The organism is Marinobacter sp. DS40M6 (assembly GCF_028581595.1).
GTDB lineage: Bacteria > Pseudomonadota > Gammaproteobacteria > Pseudomonadales > Oleiphilaceae > Marinobacter > Marinobacter salarius.
Map to the genome: position 1 here is coordinate 249,974 of NZ_JAFCAE010000001.1, position 19,683 is coordinate 269,656.

Genomic DNA, 19,683 nt, shown 5'->3' on the forward strand with positions numbered 1-19,683 from the left:
GGCTCTCCAGAGTTGTGACCTGCCCCCAGTCTTTAATCCAACCGCGCCCTAGTAATGTCCGTTACTTGACCCTGACCCTGTATTAGGTCCACCCAGAGTTGGAAAAATCCGGCTCCAGTTGGTGCTGTTTTCGCCGAGAAACCGCATGTTTCCTGGCGTAGTCCGAAGGCGTGGACCACTCCAATGCGGAATGGGGTCTGACTTGGTTATAGAACGTCCTCCACGCTTCGACTTTCTCCCGGGCATCGGCCAGTGACAAGAACCAATTTTCATTCAGACATTCCTGCCGGAGCCGTCCATTGAACGATTCTACCGTTGCGTTGTCGGTTTTAAGGACGTCCGGGTCCGGGTTGCCCCGGAAGCGCGCAATCGCCGTCAGGGCTTCTTGAACATCGTGGCCCTTCAGGCTCTGTCCAACAACAATGCCAAGGCACTCCCGGGTGAATAGGTCGATGATCGTCAGCAGGCGTAGCCTTCGTCCATCAAAAAGCGCATCCGAGACAAATCCATGCCCCAGATGTGATTGGGATGGTTGGCTTGTTGAAGTGGCTGACGGTTCTTGGCTGCCTTGTTGCGCCTGGGACGCTTGAGGCGAAGCGACAATCCCTGGTCACGATACAACCGGTAAACCCGTTTGTGATTGTCTCGCCAGCCCTCTCGCTGCAATTGGACATGCACGCGCCGGTAACCGTAATGAAGCCGCGTGAGAGTGATCTCGCGGATCTTCATCGACAATGCCGATGAATCCCTCGCCACCGATTGGTATCGACAAGACGCCCGGGAAAACTGCAAGACCGCACACGCCTGGCGCTCGCTGACTCCGTACCGTGCTTGTAAGTCAGCCACCAGTTGGCGTTTACGAGGCGGTCTCAGAGCTTTTTTGCCACCACGTCCTGAAGCATGGCCTTGTCCAGGCTCAAGTCGGCCACCAGCTTCTTCAGTAGCTGATTTTCCTCCTCCAGCTGCTTGAGCCGCTTCAGCTCTGACGGGCCGAGGCCACCGTACTTCTTACGCCAGTTGTAGAAGGTGGCATCCGAGACGCCCATCTTTCGACAGACTTCCGGAACCGGCGTACCCAATTCGGCTTGCATCAGGGCAAAGGCAATCTGCTCTTCAGTGTAACGGGATCGCTTCATGGCATGATCTCCTGCTCAAGGCTCAATCATGCCGGATTTTCCAGTTTTTAATGGACCGAAATTCTGGGGTAGGGTCAACACCGAATATACTCAACATGACCGCTAACCGGCTAAATTCGAAGGTAGACTCCGATATTGTACTGTTCAAGACTTAGTTCCCAGATGTTCAGCAGATAACACAATGTCCCAAGGCTGAGCATTCAGGCCTTGGTCCCTCGGTATCAGCCAGGTTTGTTGGTGGGCAACAGACCCGTCAGTATACCCAGGCAGTGCAGCAGGAAGTAGTCGCCCCAAATCAGCTCATGCTCGGTGGCTACACCGCGCATTGGGTCGAAGCAGCCCCTTGTCAGCACTGCGGGCGAGATGGCACCAGTGGTCTCTTCTGCCTGGCCCCGCGGCACGACCGCGACATAGTCACGACAGAGGGTTTTGACGGTGTTTCGAGCCTTGCGTTGAGATACCCGCGCGGCTTGGCGGTCGTCAAGGACGGTAGCCAGTGTCAGCAAGGCATAGCAGGCGATAGAAGTGGCGGACGTATCCTTCGGAGTGTCGGCTTCCTGGGGCGCATCGAAATCCCAGTAAGCCACCCCGTCATCGGGCACATTCTGGGTCCACCATCTACACACTTTTTCGGCGTAGTCACGGATTTCACGATTCTCCGGGTAAAGTACCGATAGATAAGCGTAACTCATCATGGCCCAGGCCTGCGCACGGGCCCAAGTAGAATTCGCACTGAAGCCCTTGTGGGTATATGTTTTGATCACCTTCCCGGTCTGGCTGTCAAAGCTGGCAGATTGGCACACCGAACCATCCTCGCGTACACAAAAGTGAGCGTTGGTAAGGGCATGGCGGATGGCCACATCCTTAAATTTGTCGTCGCCAGTTTTCTCAGCTGCCCAAGCCAGCACCAAGCTCGCTGATAAGCTGTCGATGTTGGTTTCGTTCTCGCCTACCGTGTGGGCTTCCTCCGCCGTTGTGCCCAACGGCATAAGACCAATATTGGAGCGAAAGGTTGCACAAAGGCTGCGGGCAGCGTCTAACGCTAGTGTCTCGGCTTTCTTGCTGCCCGCAAGATCTGCCCCGACGGAACATCCGAAATAGAACAGGAAGCCCCGAAATACCGAATCAGAGTCAACCCTCGGCTCCAGGCGCTCTGCCCACTCCTCGGCCGCTTGCCAGAATGATGAATCGCCGGAAAAATAGCCGCTCAGCCAGAGTACGCCGGGCCAGAATCCCCCGGTCCAGAAGCCATCTTCCGTGGTAGTCCACTCCCCGGTCCTTGTGTCGGCATAGTGGGGAAAGCCTTTTAACGGTTGCTTCAGGGTGTGACGCGCCCGCTCTGTCAGACTTACAACGGTGTGGTCAAATAACCGGTCTTCGTCATTGATATATGTCGATTTGCTGTTCATTAAGTGATGCCTCTCTGTATTGTATGGTTGTCAATCAGGTAATGACGCCACGTTCCTGGAAGTCCCTGATCTCGCTTTCGGAGTAATCGAAGTCGCTCAGAATCTCACGTGAAAATTCGCCCAGAGCGGACGGTGGCCGTGGCTTGTCTTTACCCTGGCCAGCCAGTTTTACTGGATTACCAACCAGTTGAACTGTTCCATGGCCGGGGATTTCCACCTCCCGCAAAATATCGTTTTGCAGGGTTTGCGGGTGTTTCAATGTGTCGTCCAGATCCATCACCGGGGCACACAGAATGTCAGTTTTAGATAACCGCTTTACACACTCATCGGTGGTGTAACGTTCCATCACAGGCCCGAATTTTTCTTGTACTTTGCTGGCATGCTTGCGTTGCAGAGTGGCGGTGGCCAGCAGCGGGTCTGCGCTCATGTCGTCTTCGTTAAACGCCTTGCACATAAGTTGCAGCGGGTTGTCCCGAAACAGCGTGAGTACGGTGATCCAGCCGTCCCGAGTCTTGAAAATCATGGCGTACTGAACCCAGTCGGTGCGGTAGTCGTATAGTGTGCGGCTGGAGGTTTCCAGAAGCTGCATGGCGATGGCGACATCAAACAGAGAAGTAGTTACGAGGTCACCTTTACCGGTGCGTACCCGTCCCAAAAGTGCCGCCAGCACCCCCTGAGATAACGATGCCGCAGTGGCATAGTCGACCGTAGGGGTGGCAGTAAGACGGGGGCGGCCACCGGACTCAACCCCATTCATGGCAAAGCCGCTAAGAGACTGCGCCAGCATATCCTGGCCCGGCATACCTGATAACGGGCCCTTTGCGCCAAAGGCGTAACCAACCGCATACACCAGTCGGGGATTGCGCTTAGAGACTTCCTCGTAACCAAAGCCGAGTCGCTCCATGGCACCGGGCCGAAAGTTGTGAATCAACACGTCGGCGTTATCAATCAGCTTGCCAAGGACTTCTCGGCCTTCATCCTGCTTGAGGTCGAGGCACAGGGTCCTCTTATTACAACCAACCGCAGCGTAATAGCAGCTCATATCTTCGCGGGCGGTGCCGACCTCGTCGAGATCCCGCATAATGTCGCCTCGGGGCGGTCGCTCAATCTTAATTACGTCGGCGCCGTAATCCCCAAGCATCTGCCCGGCAAGTGGCACCTGCATAACCATGCCAAGCTCTAGCACGGTGATCCCAGAAAGTGGTTTCATTGATTTCCTCCATCATTCCATTTTACATACTGACCGTATAGTATTTATTTAATATACACAAGCCAGTTTGACAAGTACTGATCGTTATTCTATTTCACAAGGCACGCCTTGATAGCCGGAGACGCTTTATGGTTCTAAACGAACAATTACCTGCATTCGCGATTCCCGATTCGCTCTCTGAGTGGACATTACCCAAAGTGGCTGCACGGCGCTTGGAGGCCTCACCCGATGCAGTTTTTGCCCGCGAGGTCTCGGGTAATCGAGAGACTTATGGCCAGTTTATGGCCCATGCGGAGGCGCTAGCAGCGCATTTCCTTCAGGTAGGTATTGAGCCCGGTGACCGTATCCTGATATTTGCTGCCAACAGTATTGCCGCATTGCACGCATGGATGGCTGCAGCGCTAGTTGGCGCGGTCGATGTGTCGGCGAATACCGGCTATCGCGGTAACTCTTTGGCCCATGTCCTCAACCTGGCCAAACCCAGCCTGATTGTCAGCGATGCTGATTTAATGCCGTGTATTACCGAACTGACTTGGGACTTTTCCTGCGTCCGGCAGATTGTCGTTATCGACAACACGGAAACTGGTCCTAGCGAACTGGTCAAAACATTTGAGGCAAAAGGGAATATCCGCGTGAGACATCACCAAGAACTCATCGCCAAGCCAACACTATTGAAACAGCCTTGGCCAGAGATTCAGCCCTCCGATGCAGCGTCTGTGGTGTTCACATCTGGCACCACTGGTCCCGCCAAGGGCGTGGTGATACCCCATGGCCATGTCTGCCTGTTGGCTAACACCACCGCAGGGGAAACAGACATGACCGCGTCTGACGTGTTCTACAGCGCCCACCCTCTGTTTCACATTGCCGGTAAGTTCATGGGAGTACTCGCCATCTTTGCCGCCGGCGGAACACTGGTTCTTGACCGAAAGTTTGACGCTAAACGCTGGCTGGATCGCATCCGGGAAAGTGGAGCAACCATCAGTATTGCCCATGGACCGATGATAGAAATGATCCAGGCAGAGCCGCCACGGTCCGAAGATTCAGATAACGTTCTTACCCGTCTGATGTGCTGCCCATTGCCCAAACGTCATGGTGATGCCTTTCTGGAGCGGTTTGGCGTCAAGGGTATCGAAATGTGGGGTATGAGTGAAGTTGGTTGCCCATGTTGGACGTCACGGCAATTCCCGGTGGTTGCTGGCTCCTGCGGCAAAGTACTAACGGAATGGTATGACGTGGAAGTCGTCGACCCGGAAACAGACCGTCCGGTACCGGACGGCACCGCAGGTGAAATTGTGGTCAGGCCCAGGCACCCCTGGACTACCATGTTGTGCTACATGGGTATGCCGGAAGAAACCGTGAACGCATGGCGAAACCTTTGGTTTCATACCGGAGATATCGCCGTCAGGGATAGCAACGGCAACATGTTCTACATCGATCGCAAAGGCGACCGTATCCGCCGCCGGGCCGAGAATATCTCCTCGTTTGATATCGAAGCTGCAGTGGCTGACTTTCCTGGTGTGAAGGAATGCGTGGCGGTGGGTGTTCCGTCGGGCTATGAGAACGACGACGATATTCTGGTTTATATCGTAACCACGGAGGACGCAGTAGTTGAACCACCGGCGCTGTTGAGTTTCCTGGCACGCGCACTGCCCCATTTCATGGTGCCACGCTATATAGAAATCATCGACGAACTACCGAGAACACCCACCAACAAGGTGAAGAAAAAGCAGCTATCACAGCGCGGCATTCAAACCAGCACCTGGGACCGCAAAGGCGCCGGCGTCAGCCTAAAGGAGCTTATCTCCCAGAGATAAACAGCATTAGGTAAACCCAATGGGATAGCTTAGCCGATACCGTGCAACAACATGCGCCGCACATTTTTGACCAGATCGGGGCCGCTAATTTCAGCGCCACGCAGGTGCCACTCCAGCATCATGCCATCGTGGACCGCCACGATCATGGAGGCGAACGAGCGTGCGTCAATGTCTGACGACATCGAACCAACGGCCTGGGCCTCGCTAACCACCGCCTCGACAGCGGCGTGTACATCTCCGTATAGCTCCCTGATTGCCGTGGCGATGACATTCTCCTGGCGAGCGAATTCGATGGCTATCTGGATCATGAAGAGCAGCTCGTTGGGCCGTTCCGCGCCAAAATCAGCACCCTTGTGTATATAGCGGATGATGCGGTCCACATGGCTGCCGACAGGATTTCTCAGAGTGGCCACCAGACCATCCACAAGATCCTCACGAAGAACTTCAAACATGTGCAGGATCAGCTTTTCCTTGCTGCCAAAGTAAAAATAAACCGAGCCTTTAGTGAGGCCGGCTTTTGATGAAATAGCCTCCAGGCTGGTGGCATGGTATCCGCGTATCACAAACAATTCGAATGCAGCCTGTATCAACCGATTCATGCTGCGTTCACGAGATATTTCGTTCTTGTTAAGTTTCTTGCCCGTCTTAGTCAACTTTGTTTCCTAAATGAATTCAAACTCTCGAATAAATGGTTTCCAGCTTGCGCACAGGTTCATTCGTATATAATACAGTAAATGGAAAGTGCCGCTAAATCGTGCTTTTTATCTGCTCGGCACGCTCTAGCGGCCGGGCCCATCACCCTAGCTTGTCACATCTATGCTTCCCGCTCACCATCCAACAAGCGGTGCAGCCTATAAGGGTTTGCCTCCTTCAGGGCATGCGGGCGCAGGGCGTCGGGGAAATTCTGATAACATACAGGCCGGAGAAAGCGTCGAATAGCCGCGCTGCCTACCGATGTGGTGCGGCTATCAGAGGTGGCCGGGAAAGGCCCCCCATGAACCATGGCATGGCAGACTTCTACACCTGTCGGCCAGCCATTGACCAATATCCGGCCAGCCTTCGTTTCCAATATTGGGAGTAGTGATTGCGCAGCCCCCATGTCGCCCTCATCCATGTGCAGAGTGGCTGTGAGCTGTCCTTCGAGGCTCTCGGCAACGCGCTGCATCTCCTCCAGTCCCTCACACTCGATAATCAAGGACGCGGCCCCAAAAACCTCCTGTTGCAATGTTTCATCTGTGAGAAAATCGCTGGCTCGGGCGGAAAACAACTGGGGTTGGCAGGTGTTGGAGGCTACGCCTTGCTGTCCACTCGCTAGACACTGAACAGCGGCATGGCCGGACAACCGCTCGATGCCCTGCGTATAGGCTGCGTGTATATCCGGTGTCAGCATGGTCTGAGCATCCGCTTGCGCCACGGCATCCGTGGCAGCTTGCTGGAAGGCGTCAAGGGCTTTGCCGCGACAGCCAATTATCAGCCCTGGGTTGGTGCAGAATTGACCTGCGCCCATATTAAGGGATGCCGCAAAATCCTTGGCAATACTGCTAGCCCGGGTCGCAACAGCTTCAGGCAGGAGAAATACGGGGTTAATGCTGCTCATTTCAGCGAAGACCGGAATCGGTACGCTGCGCTGCTGCGCAATCGCTGTCAGGGCTAACCCGCCACGCCGCGAGCCTGTAAAGCCAACCGCCTGGATGCAGGGGTTCGCCACCAGAGCCTGGCCGATCTCGTTACCGACACCGAACAACAGTGAAAATACGCCATTCGGCATCTGACAGGCTTTGGCCGCTTGTTGGATTGCCCGGCCTACCAATTCCGATGTGCCAGGATGGGCAGGGTGGCCCTTGACCACCACCGGGCAGCCTGCTGCCAGCGCTGAAGCAGTATCGCCACCCGCGACCGAGAACGCTAGCGGGAAATTACTAGCCCCGAAAACCGCAACTGGCCCCACAGCAATGTGTCGCTGGCGCAGGTCAAGCCGCGGCATTGGCTGGCGATGCGGCAATGCCGGGTCCACCCTGACATCCAGCCACTCACCGGCACGCACTACCGCGGCAAACAACCGGAGCTGACCACAGGTACGACCACGTTCGCCTTCAATTCGGCCCTTCGGCAGGCCAGTTTCAAGCATCGCCCGCTCAACCAGCCCAGGGCCAAGGGCCTCAATTTCAGTGGCGATGGTTTCGAGAAAATTGGCCCGTGCTTCCAGAGAAGTTTCGCGGTACTCACCAAAAGCCTCCAGGGCCAAGCTGCACGCTTGCTCGATATCTTTTCTACTGGCGCCCGGGAAGTCTGGCTCCAGGCGCTTTCCAGTAGCCGGGTCGACCGGTTCAAGGGCGGCTTGGTCGCCCCGGTGGCTGGTCTGACCAATCAATTGATGCCCTGATACAGTCATAATGATCTCCTTCGTATGTTCCGGTGGCTGATCGCCACCGGTGGTTGGATTATTTCCAAAGTTTTAGCTCCGGCCACTTAACCCAGCAGCACATCTGGCAACCAGGTCGCCAGCTCCGGGAATACCAGCACCACCACCAACGTTATGATCTGGAGGATGATGAACGGAATAACTCCGCTGTACATATGCCGTAGGGTGATCTCCGGCGGCGCCACCGCTCGAAGATAGAATATTGACGGTGCCATGGGTGGAGTCAGATAGCTGGTTTGCAGTACCACCAGGAAGGCGATACAGAACCAAATCGGGTCAAAGCCAAGGTTCAGCACCAGAGGCATGGCAATCGGGATGACGATCAGCACCACCGAAATCAAGTCAAGGACAAAGCCAGCTACAAATGTCAGAAGCAGAATCAATGCAATCACACCCCAGGCTGGGATACCCAGGTCGTTTAGCAGCGTCTGGATTGCCAACATCCCACCTGATGCAAAGAACACCCCCGCAAACATACTGCCGCCCAGAACGATGAGCAGGATCATTGTAGTTATTAGCAGGGTTTTCATGAGGGCGTTGCCAAACAAGGACCAGGTAAACGTGCGATAGATAGCCGATAAACCAACCGCTCCCAGCGCACCCCATGCAGCTGCCTCCGTGGGTGTAGCAACACCCATAAGGATGCTGCCGAGCACGGCGAAGATAAGTATTGAGGGCGGAATTAGCGCTACTGCAGTTATTCGCAGTTTCTGTCCAAGGCTGTACTTGGGGCCACCCTCCATAGTGCGGGGAGCCATGGCCGGTTTGGCAACAGCAACACCAACCACGTAAAGACCAAACAGCACAGCCATGATCAGGCCAGGCAACAGCAGACCGGCAAACAGCTCACCCACCGAAACATTAGCAACCGGACCCAGCACAATCACTGTGATGGAAGGCGGAATTACCGTGCCCAGCGACCCACTGGCGCACACGGTGCCGGAAATCAGCCGTTTGTCGTAGGCGTGTTTCAGCATAACCGGGACGGTTAGCAATCCAATCACGGCCTCTGTGGCGCCTACCACTCCGCTGATGGCAGCAAAGATGGCACCCATGATAATGGTGCTAAGAGCCATGCCGCCGGGAAGTCGCCATGTCCAGATATGAATAGCCTCAAGCAACTTGGATGCAATACCGCTTTTCTCCAGGAAGGCTCCCATGAAGACAAACAGGGGCACTGCGGCCAGTACCGAGTTGCCCGCCACGCTGTCAATCTGGGAAATCAGCTGGAATGACGCGGCATCGCCGAACTGAATAACACCAAAGATAAACGCTGTGCAGATCATCGACAACGCAATGGGAAAACCACCCAGAAGGAAAATCAGGAGAACCGGGAACATCCAGAATCCGATGTATTCAGTCATGCCACACCCCCGGCTCTTTGTCGCCCTTAATTAGAATGGCAATGGAGCGCACCAATTCGACCGCGGTTTGCGCGGTTAGTATACCGAACCCGACAACCCAGACGGTTCGGAACGGCCAGATCAAGGGATTCCAGCCTGAAGCTCCGGAGGTTTCCTGGTACTCGTAGGCCTCCAGCGCATACAGAAATAACGCGTCAACAATCCAGACCAGCGCCACTAACAAGATGGCCAGGCCGATCATGTCCATGGTCGCTTTGCCTCGCGGCGGCATAATGGCATAAAAGAGATCTACGTTGACGTGTTGGCGGACCTTCAGCGCGTACGCCATGCCCAATAGAAAAATTGAGCCCATGAACATGTAGCTCATTTCGTAGGCCCAGGCTGTTGGTGAGTTCAGGATATAGCGGCTAACGACTTCATAGGTCAGCGAGCCGATCAGCGGCACGATCAGCAATGCACCGATTAGCGCAGCGGCTTTCGAGAACGCATCCACAGTTTTTCCGAGGAAGCTGAAAACTTTCATTATGCATGCCTTGTTGCTGCCGATGACCCCGACCCGGGAGCAATTTGGCTTGGGCCGGGGGCATCGTGTCTCTTACAACGTAGGGCCTCGTACATAGAAATAGAGGCCTGGGTAACACCCTGTCGTTACTGCTTACCGCCGATGGGAAAGCGATACTCGGGCCAGACTGCCAATTGATCCTCGAAGTCCCTCAGGGAATTAAGCACCCTGGCAAACCACTTATTGTCCTCGGCCTGCTCGTCTTCCCACTTGTTCGTGGCTTCTTCAATTGTCGCCATGAAGTCCGGATCAAGGTGCACAATTTCATTGTCACCTTCGGTCATCTCCTTGAATGCGGAGAGATCAGCATTGGCACCGGCACTCCAGCTTTCATACATGGAGAGCCTTGCCGCCGTGGCGATCGCCTGCTGGTCTTCCTCGGACAGGCCAGTCCAGACGTCCTTGTTGATTTCGCACTCAAGGACGCCGCCGGGCTGGTGCATGCCGGGTACGACCACATACTTAGCTATATCCGTGAAACCGGTCGGCTTGTTGATCTCCGGGCTGCCCCATTCAGTGGCGTCGATAACCCCTCGGTCAAGCGACGTATATACCTCGGCTCCAGGCATCACAATGGTGGAAGCACCAAGGTTTGACGCAATCTCGGCCCAGGCGCCGGAGGTGCGAAGCTTCAGACCCTTGAAGTCTTCGTGGGTCTGAACTTTCTTATTTGAGTGCAGAAAAATTTCCGTGCCAATAATCGCGCAGGGGAAAGACACCACATTGAACTCTTCATCGCGGTACTCTTGCCAAAGTTCCAGGCCACCACCCTCGTAGAGCCACATCAGATAGCCTTCCGGGGTAGGGGAACCAGCATAGCCAGCAAACAGCGCAGTGGTTCGGTCCCTGCCCCAGTCATAGGCCATCCAGTTGTGGCCAATCTCAACAACACCGCGGTTGACTGCCTCGGTGACTTTCAGCGGGTTGGAAAGCGTACCGCCCGGAAAGACATTGATTTTTATGCGTCCACCGGTAAGGTCCTCCACATTCTTGGCAAAGCCTTTAGCATCCCTCTCCAGCCAGGGACCGCCGCCCCAGGGCGTGGCCATTTTCCAGGTTACTTCCTCGGCCATGGCATTACCGGCAGCAAGGGTTAGGCTGGCGGCAATAATAGCCACCTTGATAGGGTTTTTAAGCGTTTTCATTATTGAACTCCTCTCAGTCTTGCGTAATTGGCCGGTTCACCCTGACGGTGATCCGTCCAGTTCTTGTTGTTATGGGCTGTTGTGACGGCTTGGCTCTGCAGCCTCAGGGTTGACTGGGTTTAACCGGTGGCCACTCCAGCCCTGTCACGTTCGAGGTTTCAGGAACAGCTTTGTTGATCTTCGCTTCTGACAGGCCTAACGCTCGGAGGACCGCATACGAATCGTCCGTGCCACCAGTAACACCCGGCATGGTCGGGGTTCGGGAATAGTGGGGAATAGCCGGAGTAGCGTAGCTGTCGCTGCCAGGGAATCGTGCCTGCACATGCGGGTGTTCGAACACCTCATCTGGCGCTAACACCGGTGAAACGCAGGCATCCCGGCCCTCGAAGTGCTTCACCCAGGCGTCCCGGGACCGGCTGGCGAATAGTCGCTCGAACTGCTCGGTCATGGCGGGCCAAGTATCCGGACGCATGTGATCTGGCATTGGTTGCTCAAGGTTCAGCCCCCGCCACAGATTTGTGAAAAATGCGCCTTCCAAAGCCCCGACCGCTAGGTATTTGCCGTCGTTGCAGACGTAGCACCGGTAGAAAGGAGCCTCTCCGGTCAGCAGCCCTTTGCCACGAGATGGCAGCACTGGTTTACCCCAGTCCGGATAGTGCATTGTCATCAGGGAAAGACAGCCATCTACCATGGCGACATCCAGGAACTGGCCTAGTCCCGAGCGCTCCCGCTCCAGCAGGGCTCCGAGAATAGAATAGGCAGCGTAAAGCCCGCCCGCGGCAAAGTCCGCAATAATATTCAGCGGCAGTGCTGGTGGCCCATCGAGCGGGCCCATGGCACCAAGGGCGCCAGAAAGACCAACATAGTTGATGTCGTGGCCTGCCTCCTGAGCGAGTGGACCATCTTGGCCGTAGCCGGTCACCGAGCAGTACACCAGTTTGGGGTTGTCTTGCCTGAGTGCGTCATAGCCGAGGCCCAGGCGATGCATAACACCAGGACGAAAACCTTCCATCAAGACGTCCGCATTGGCAGCCAACAGGCGGAAGGCATCAAGACCTTCTTCGCTTTTCAGGTCAAGGTTTATAAAACGCTTGCCACGTCGGTAGCTGTCAATTGGTAAGCCGGAGCGACCGCCGCCAACAACAATAACCTCTGCCCCCATATCCGCCAGCAACATTGAGCCGTATGGGCCTGGTGCAAGGCGAGTCAGGTCCAGTACCCGCGTGCCTTTCAGGATCGAATTCTGGCCAGTCATATCAGACTCCTCACAGTCACAACTTCAGTCCATGGTTTCTTTCAGCATGGCGAGGAAGTCCTCAGCCGACGCTGGACGCGGATTGGTGGCGGTGGAGTGGTCTTCCTTGGAAAACTGGGCCATATCCTCTAGCACATTGTCGGGCACACCCATTTCGCGAAGATTCTTTGGCATGCCAAGCTCGGCATTCAGACGCTCGAATTCAGCTGGCAGATCGGCATCGGCCGGCAGGCCCATGGCGGCCTTGAGGTGGTCGAATTTGTCACCGCAATGGCTCTGGTTAAAACGCAATACCGGGGGCAGCAATACCGCGTTCAGGGTGCCATGGTGAAGTTTAAGCTCCTTCAGGCCCCCAAGAGCGTGGGACATGGAGTGCACTCCCCCCAAGCCCTTCTGGAATGCCAGCGCGCCTTCCAGAGCCGCAATCATCATTTCACTGCGGGCTTCCATATCGGTTCCGTCGTTGACGGCACGAATCAGATACTTCGAAGCTCGGCGCAGGCCGTCCAGCGCAATGGCATCGGCCGGCGGATTAACCTTGGGACTCAGGTAAGTTTCAACGCAGTGGGCAATGGCGTCCATCCCGGTTGCGGCGGTTAGCCCGGCCGGAAGTGAGCGAGTCAGTTCCGGGTCGCAAATGGCCAAGTCTGGGATCAAGTAAGGAGATAAAAGTCCAAGTTTGCGGCCATCGCGTAGCGTTATCAGGGACGCCCTGCCTACTTCGCTGCCAGTGCCTGCAGTGGTTGGTACTGCCACAAGTGGAACAGTTGGGCCGATTCTGGCAACGCCGCCATTAATCGCTGCATATTGGCGCAGCGGCAGCTCGTGGGTTGCCAGCAACGCAACAGCTTTGGCAAGGTCTATACTGGAACCGCCGCCGACCGCAACAATACTATCGCAATCGTTGCAACGATAGACATGTAAGGCATCTTCTACAGCCGCTTCAGTTGGGTTAGCCGGCGTGCCATCATACATAGCAACGCTGTCCGGAAGCTTGGCAGTTGCCTTTGCCTTATCAAGCAGGCCAGTGGATACCAGGCCAGCATCAGTGATGATCAACGGCTTACTCACATTCAGATTTGCCAGCTCATCATTCAGTGAAGCTATTGCGCCTGCGCCTAAGCGAATATTAGTCAGGTAGTTAATTTGGGCAATCATGGTTTTCGCCTTAATCTGAAAGCATGGCTTTAGCGACGATCAATTTCTGGATCTCGCTGGTTCCTTCGTATATTTGAGTAATTTTCGCGTCCCGCATCATGCGCTCGACGGGGAAATCGGTCAGATAACCGGCACCGCCATGGAGCTGTACGGACTCGGTGGCCACTTTCATCGCAACATTGCTGCAAAATAGCTTGGCCATGGAGGCTAGGGTGCGGGCTTCGGGCTCCTCGTTTTCAACCGCTTGACATGAGCGATACAGCAGTTGGCGGGCAGCTTCGATCTCCGTTGCCAAATCGGCAATAGTGCCGCGGATCATCTGAAAGCGTGCTACCTGCTGACCAAACACTTCCCGCTCCTTCACGTATTTGATGGAGGCATCAAGCGCCCCTTGGGCAATACCAAGCGCCTGAGCTCCGATCAACGGTCGGGTGTAGGCCAGAGAATCAGTGATGTACTGTCGGCCCTCTCTCGAATCACCAAGTAGCCGGTAATCCTCAACACGGCAATCTTCGAAAATCACATCGGCGGTGGGGCTGCCCCTTACACCCATCTTCGATTCCAGCTTGCCAAAGGAGAGGCCAGGGTCAGATTTATGCACTGCGAACACGCCAAAACTGTCTTCACCGGTACGCGCCAGGACCGAGTACCAGTCGGAGCGGGTGGCATTGGTGATGTAGCGTTTCTGGCCATTGATCACCCACTGGCCATCCTTGTATTGGGCGCGAGTGCGAGCACCCCAAACATCAGAGCCGCCGTGAATTTCGGTCAAACAGATGGAGGCAACGGTATTGCCATTGATGGCCGGTTCCATAACCTCTTCGATCAGCTGTGGCGAACCAAATGAGGCTATCGGACCAAGCCCGGCCCAGATCACCATCAGCGTTAATGATGAGGTGGCACAGACACGGGCGATTTCCTCCAAACAAATGCATTGGGCCAATACATCCCCAGACTGACCACCAATACTTTCATCAAAGGGCAGCGCAATCAGTTGTAATTCCTTGAATGCCGCAAGTGCCTCTTCGGGAAATCGCTTTTTTTCGTCAACGTCCGCAGCATGAGGCTGAATTTTGGTCTCGGCCAGACGCCTCACCGCCTTGCGAAACTCTTCGTAATCCTGTCGTTCAAGCATCGTTCTTTCTCCCACGTTTTTTGTTGGTAGTGAGTGCGTGTTTTGACCAATAAAACACATACTATCCGGATGGTCAATATAAATATAAAACCCGATCGGTCGTAAGGTAACTAAATTTTGACGGTTGGAGCCGGTTGGGTACGTTAGCGTCGGTTCTCACTGGGGGAACGCAGGATTTGTTGCGTCGGTAATTGATGCAGACGATTACCAACTTAAATTTGAACTTAACGACTTCGTTTGAATCCCACAATAAATTCGAACAAGTTGCCGGACACGAGATCCCTCTCTGCTTTCCGGATCAATAGACGCCCCAGACCACTTTGATCAATGCCCAGGATGAGTTGGACGTAAACCCTAATGGCGACGCTATTCGCCAGTACGTCACCTAGTCTGAGGTTGTTCTCAGAAGAGCCCATACTGTTTCGCTAAACCTGAATGCTCCGATGATAGAAGCTACACCTGTTCAAAACACTCGCGCTGTAGACAGAAGGGCAGCAACCCGCGACGATGGATGGTAAACTCGGTACCCGTCAATTCCACCTTGCGCCCTCAAAGGTAAGCCGAAAGCTCAATAACCACACCCCTCTTCCTCAAGCTTTGGTAGCTTTTTTCAGGATCATCACCCCTGATCAGTCGAAGGTCGTCTTCAAGATAAACCGGTTGTCTTTTTTTCTCTGCTCGTTTATTCGCTTTCGGTGTAAACGTTGCTGGAGTCTTCTCTTCAAGACTTTTGATATGAGCTACTAACCCAAAAAGGCTCACCTCGGGACGTTCTGCCAGGGCTTACTCTGCGACAATGGGTGCAATGTCCTCACCGATGCCCATTTGAATCAGCAGCGAGATCAGTTGATCCTGCTTTGAGGTTTCAGAATCCTTCAGAACCTCTCCGGGCGAGGCAATGTAAGGAACCTCCTGGAGGGTAGCTTGAGCACGTATCGATTCCCTCGGCACATCGAGGTCCGCATATTGGAGAATCGTTGCCTCACGCCCGCTTCGCAACGCAGCGATCATTGGATGAACCATGGCGAGCTCCTCTTGATAGACCTTGGTTACAAGAGTCTGGTCAATCACTTCCCTCCCGGCGACAACAGCCCGCGCCTGGCTGAGGTAAAAAGGCAACGGCAATGTGCGCGATTCCCTGAGTATACTCCCAGAACAGATCCATCATTTCTTGACTGATGGGAGTTGCGTGCTCAAACCACTGCAGTTTCCATAGCCGTTTGAAAAATCGCTCCCACTCTCCATCAGCGCCCTCATTCTCAGCCCGTGAAAATCGCCCCCAATCCAAGCTACCGAATTGCGCCGCTCGCCTCGCCGACCGCATGGTTGGCTGGAAAAGCTCCAATGCCTTGGGCGTTCCGATGAAAAGCACCGGGACCTTGATAACGTTAGTCAGCGTCACGAAGAAGTTAAGCATCTTGGCAACCCCGCCTGACCGCGATTTTTCCAAATGCTGAATCTCGTCAATAACAAGGACACCCACTGAATGTAAGGCTGAAACGCGGGCGATATCTCCAAGCATGGACTCCGCTGAGGATCGGCTTTTTACATAGAGCGCCTGATAGTCCGTACCCAGCGCGTCATCGACGGCTCGGAAAAAATTGGTGCACAGATTCTTTACCGAACCATCATGAGGGCACTCCACTTTCAGCCAGACCAATTAGGCGTGCTGGTATTCTGGATGATAAAACGCTTGCGGGTAGGTTTTCAGAATTGCCTCTACCGCGGTGGATTTGCCAGTACCGGAACACCCGATAATGGAACTCACGAGGGCTTCATTTCCGGCATTTCGAACGATAGCATTGAAATCTGTATGGGCAACGGCATCCAAGTTGCGGTGATAGTCCGGCACGGCAATATTTCGGCTCAGATAGCCACGACGGATCATTCCAGAAATCATTTGCTCTAGTTGAAGATGGGATTTCGTTGGGTACAGGAACTGATCAAGAATCCTCATCATTGCATGGCGCCGGATATGGGCTGGCAATGCCTTTTCAGCCTCGTCGACTTTTGGGAAACGAGCCAGCATCTTAGCCGTATCCTGTGGTGAATTTATGGGAGGCAGGGCATTAATCAGAGGCTGACCTTCGTATTCACAGATTTCTGCTTGCCTATACTGTGCGAACGGCAGTTTAATCATCATCGTCCTCCAGGAAGGCATCCATATCCGGGTAATCGAGACTGTCGTTTGATTGGGTCTTATTTGAGCGGAACGGCACTACATCCGCTGGACGGTCACGCTTTGATTGATTCTTGGATTTAATTCCGCTGCGATTTCGCTCAACTTCTTTTTCTGTGGCGCGGTTCTGCCGTATGCCCCGAAGTCGCTCAGAGTCAGTAAGGGATGGTTTGCTGGCTTTCTGCCGCTTCTTCGCGTTAGAAACAATCTCCTCAACCGCGGATAGGGCGTCCGGCTTCTGATAATCCTCCTCTTGTTTGGCAGTGGCTTTGGTACGATTCATCTCTTTCACCATTCCAGCGGCCTCCACGAAGCTAATGCCTTTGTATCGCCGGCTTCGGTCCGAAAACTCACATACCCAGTAGTTTTCGAATGTAGAGTCAGGTCTCAGGTAAACAGTGTCAGTCCGTCGCGGGTCAAAAGCGATTTCAACTCTTGAAGGGCGGTTCGGGCGGATCCGATCAAACCAGCCCTGCGCCAACGCCTCTTGACAGGTGTACACAAGTCCTTTGAAGGTGATGCCAACCTGTGACACCGTTCCACTTTCATAGGGCAGGAGATTAATGCGGGCCAAGTCTTCGTCACAGGAGCGAAGCTGGCCGGTGCGGTTTTGAATTCCCCAGTTCCAGAGCTCCCCGGGCCACTGCGGGCAACTCAGTCGGCATATCAGGCGCGAAATCATAACCTTCAACAACATGCTGGGTGTTGTAGATGATGACCAGATTAATCAACATTTGCGTGAATGTCAGAGAGGTTCAGTTCCGCATCCAGCTCGTAGCGCTTCCCGGCACGCTTTTTCCCATTTACAGGCTCAACTACCCCGCCAACATAGGGCCGAAACTTACTTTGAATAGTGTTGAAGAATCGCACACAGATTGCTTTGTCATCACCGCGATAGGCGCGTGAATTGCTCAATTGAATGTTGAATTTGTTAACTAAGACATCCGCTTGTTTGTAAAGAAGCTCACCGCGGTCAGCCATGATGGAGGCGGGAAGGCCGAAGCTTGGCCAGTCTTCTTTACTGATAGCTATTCCATAACCCTGGCAGTACGTTGTTTTATCGCTGAAGGCGTTGCTAAGCGCCACCATCGCAGCAACCCATGAGGGATTTTCGAGGCCCACATACATACCCACAACCATCCGACTAAATACATCTTTGACAAAGTACAAAACCGGACGGCCAATGATGGGAGCAGGATCATCCTCTGCCACCAAGTAGAGATCCGCTATGGTCGCGTCTATTTCATACCGGGCCCCCGGGCCGAAATTGAGATTGCCTGACGTGCTGGTCAACGCCCGTTTATCTTTTTGATAGATGCGGCTTGGAGTCCGCGTCCTTACCACATCAGATTTCTGTAATTCGTTTCATAAAAGTACCGGAATTGCCTCATCGTGGGCATACTTTTCTCTGTTGCGGTGGGATAGCGCGCTTTGAAAAGCCCGACAGCCTTGTCCCTCGCAGCAGCCTAGGGGACCTTTTCGTTGGTCAGATAAAAGCCATCAAGTGCCATTCGAAAAAGCTCCGCAACTTCCTCTGTTACCGGCACCCCCACTCCGGGTGTAATCGTACGTTTTGGGCCAACCTTTTGCTCCACCTCACGTCTGGGACGCCCTTTGGCCCCGCAGTTGTGATAATCCGGTGCCAGGGCATTCGGGGCCATTCCCCTTTGCCAGTAGCGACGAAGCTGTCGGGTGATATATAACCTCGGCTTACCGGTTGATTTAAGGAGTTCATTGATCAGCCGATTGCGCTCGTTCTTAATCAAAAGTGATTGATAGTGTTCCAACAATGGACTGATCGCGGCCCAGGCTTCATCACGCCTTTTAGCGCCAATACTGTCATCGTCAACACCCGGTATCGGGTACGGGTCGGAAATGAAATCATACCCAACCGAACGGAACTCTTCTTCAGACATTGGGAAAGGCCAGGCTTTGTCACTGTCGACGTCGATCAACATCAAATCTGAGAGGTGCTCCAGGACCACACGATACCGCTTGCCTGTCGAAGGATCCCGGAATACACGATTAAGAAGCATTGTTCACCTCGGTGACGAACTCTGGCTCTCTTAGAGCCAGGTCTCCAAATTTTCAGCTGTGAAATGCGTTGTTGAGAGGTGCTTTTATGAAACGGTGGGCCACAGCGTATCGAAAGATACTCAAATGAAATCCGCGATCTACTTCATATTGGTCATCGAGCTTCGCACAAAGCCGTGTGATCTTGGTTCGCGGACGCGACTGAAGCCGATAGAAAAGATCCTACACATCGGAATAATCCACCTCTTGATGTGCCGACATATCCGGGCTTAGATAGGGCTGGATCCACAGAAGGTTTTCCCGCATGCCATCATTGACTTCCCTCTCTGTGAAAATCTTCCATTCCATATCACGAGTTTCCCAGTAGTTTTTTTCAATCTGGAGCTTCTCCATCACTCGCGGCTTGGATAACTCCGACGAAGATTTCACTGCAATCGCTAACCGACTGCCTGACGACAAGTCGACTAATAGGTCCGTTGAAACCACCGTTAAACTGCCATGCATCTGGGGATGACGGATTCCCAGTCGAGCACAGATGTCGAGGGTATCGTCTATCTGCAGGGGGTATTGTTCGCGGATACCCATCGTTTGCTCGAACTGATCGAATACAAGGAACGCCAGCAGTTCTATACCGGACAGCAGATGATGAATCCGGCCCACTGAGGCACTGCGAATTCGAACGCTCTCACCTGAACTGCTGAGCTCATGAACCTTGATGAAAGGTTCATAATCTTTGCCTGATCCCCGACCACGAGTTTTCAGCAATTTCTCGTGTTTTGGATCAAGCGGTTTGTTGGCATCTGTCATGAAAAAAGCCCCCTGCTATGTTGAGAATAGCTGGGGGCTTGTTTTGATCAAAC

Annotated in this window: 18 protein-coding genes and 2 pseudogenes; 1 reads left to right on the top strand and 19 read right to left on the bottom strand. The window is 54.0% G+C overall.

All coding sequences use genetic code 11. The features are described 5' to 3' along the window. Positions 1-82 precede the first annotated feature (82 nt). The 3 genes and pseudogenes from JJO78_RS01110 to JJO78_RS01120 form a co-directional block, all read right to left on the bottom strand. Positions 83-1,136: pseudogene (locus JJO78_RS01110) on the bottom strand (IS3 family transposase). A gap of 221 nt (positions 1,137-1,357) precedes the next feature. Further along, complete coding sequence (locus JJO78_RS01115; RefSeq protein WP_075196423.1) at positions 1,358-2,545, bottom strand: glycoside hydrolase family 88 protein; 1,188 nt, start codon at positions 2,543-2,545, stop codon at positions 1,358-1,360. A gap of 34 nt (positions 2,546-2,579) precedes the next feature. Further along, the gene (locus JJO78_RS01120) at positions 2,580-3,755 is read right to left on the bottom strand and encodes a CaiB/BaiF CoA transferase family protein (protein WP_075196422.1); all 1,176 of its coding nucleotides are present in this window, start codon (positions 3,753-3,755) and stop codon (positions 2,580-2,582) included. Between the two features lie 128 nt (positions 3,756-3,883). Between JJO78_RS01120 and JJO78_RS01125 the strand changes: the two genes are divergently transcribed. After that, positions 3,884-5,569: an AMP-binding protein gene (locus JJO78_RS01125; protein ID WP_083637261.1), complete on the top strand. Its 1,686-nt coding sequence runs from the start codon at positions 3,884-3,886 to the stop codon at positions 5,567-5,569. Between the two features lie 29 nt (positions 5,570-5,598). Here JJO78_RS01125 and JJO78_RS01130 read toward each other — a convergent pair whose 3' ends face one another. The 16 genes and pseudogenes from JJO78_RS01130 to JJO78_RS01200 form a co-directional block, all read right to left on the bottom strand. After that, positions 5,599-6,168, bottom strand: coding sequence for a TetR/AcrR family transcriptional regulator (locus JJO78_RS01130; RefSeq protein WP_151983082.1), 570 nt, complete (start codon positions 6,166-6,168; stop codon positions 5,599-5,601). Positions 6,169-6,383: 215 nt separating this feature from the next. Further along, a complete protein-coding gene (locus JJO78_RS01135; protein ID WP_075196420.1) occupies positions 6,384-7,961 on the bottom strand; it encodes an aldehyde dehydrogenase (NADP(+)) in 1,578 nt (525 codons plus the stop codon). Positions 7,962-8,038: 77 nt separating this feature from the next. Next, positions 8,039-9,355: a TRAP transporter large permease gene (locus tag JJO78_RS01140; RefSeq protein WP_075196419.1), complete on the bottom strand. Its 1,317-nt coding sequence runs from the start codon at positions 9,353-9,355 to the stop codon at positions 8,039-8,041. Further along, positions 9,348-9,878, bottom strand: coding sequence for a TRAP transporter small permease subunit (locus tag JJO78_RS01145; protein ID WP_075196418.1), 531 nt, complete (start codon positions 9,876-9,878; stop codon positions 9,348-9,350). Before JJO78_RS01145 ends, JJO78_RS01140 begins: the two co-directional genes overlap by 8 nt. A gap of 125 nt (positions 9,879-10,003) precedes the next feature. Beyond that, positions 10,004-11,062 (bottom strand): TRAP transporter substrate-binding protein DctP, encoded by a 1,059-nt coding sequence (gene dctP / locus JJO78_RS01150; protein ID WP_075196417.1) that lies wholly within the window; start codon positions 11,060-11,062, stop codon positions 10,004-10,006. 103 nt (positions 11,063-11,165) lie between these two features. After that, entirely contained in the window at positions 11,166-12,317 is a 1,152-nt protein-coding gene (locus tag JJO78_RS01155) for a CaiB/BaiF CoA transferase family protein (protein WP_075196416.1), read from the bottom strand. Positions 12,318-12,341: 24 nt separating this feature from the next. Further along, positions 12,342-13,472, bottom strand: a complete 1,131-nt coding sequence (locus tag JJO78_RS01160) for an iron-containing alcohol dehydrogenase (protein WP_087148998.1) — start codon at positions 13,470-13,472, stop codon at positions 12,342-12,344. Between the two features lie 13 nt (positions 13,473-13,485). Next, a complete protein-coding gene (locus JJO78_RS01165) occupies positions 13,486-14,610 on the bottom strand; it encodes an acyl-CoA dehydrogenase family protein (RefSeq protein WP_075196414.1) in 1,125 nt (374 codons plus the stop codon). A 783-nt stretch (positions 14,611-15,393) separates the two neighbouring features. After that, positions 15,394-15,681 carry a hypothetical protein gene (locus tag JJO78_RS01170; RefSeq protein ID WP_198324890.1) on the bottom strand — a complete coding sequence of 96 codons (288 nt, stop codon included), beginning with the start codon at positions 15,679-15,681 and terminating at the stop codon, positions 15,394-15,396. Next, the gene (locus JJO78_RS01175) at positions 15,674-16,270 is read right to left on the bottom strand and encodes an ATP-binding protein (RefSeq protein WP_198324889.1); all 597 of its coding nucleotides are present in this window, start codon (positions 16,268-16,270) and stop codon (positions 15,674-15,676) included. The genes JJO78_RS01170 and JJO78_RS01175 overlap by 8 nt, the downstream gene beginning before the upstream one ends. After that, positions 16,271-16,753, bottom strand: a complete 483-nt coding sequence (locus JJO78_RS01180) for a hypothetical protein (RefSeq protein WP_198324888.1) — start codon at positions 16,751-16,753, stop codon at positions 16,271-16,273. Beyond that, positions 16,743-17,363 (bottom strand): Mu transposase C-terminal domain-containing protein, encoded by a 621-nt coding sequence (locus JJO78_RS01185; RefSeq protein WP_198324887.1) that lies wholly within the window; start codon positions 17,361-17,363, stop codon positions 16,743-16,745. The genes JJO78_RS01180 and JJO78_RS01185 overlap by 11 nt, the downstream gene beginning before the upstream one ends. Positions 17,364-17,512: 149 nt before the next feature. Continuing rightward, positions 17,513-18,001 carry a hypothetical protein gene (locus JJO78_RS01190; protein WP_226909992.1) on the bottom strand — a complete coding sequence of 163 codons (489 nt, stop codon included), beginning with the start codon at positions 17,999-18,001 and terminating at the stop codon, positions 17,513-17,515. 254 nt (positions 18,002-18,255) lie between these two features. Continuing rightward, positions 18,256-18,825: a hypothetical protein gene (locus JJO78_RS01195; protein WP_198324885.1), complete on the bottom strand. Its 570-nt coding sequence runs from the start codon at positions 18,823-18,825 to the stop codon at positions 18,256-18,258. A 52-nt stretch (positions 18,826-18,877) separates the two neighbouring features. Continuing rightward, positions 18,878-19,030, bottom strand: a pseudogene (locus JJO78_RS20575) (TnsA endonuclease C-terminal domain-containing protein); the annotation flags it as partial. A 15-nt stretch (positions 19,031-19,045) separates the two neighbouring features. Beyond that, on the bottom strand, positions 19,046-19,630 hold the full coding sequence (locus tag JJO78_RS01200) for a TnsA endonuclease N-terminal domain-containing protein (protein ID WP_087148957.1): 585 nt from the start codon (positions 19,628-19,630) through the stop codon (positions 19,046-19,048). Positions 19,631-19,683: the final 53 nt, after the last annotated feature.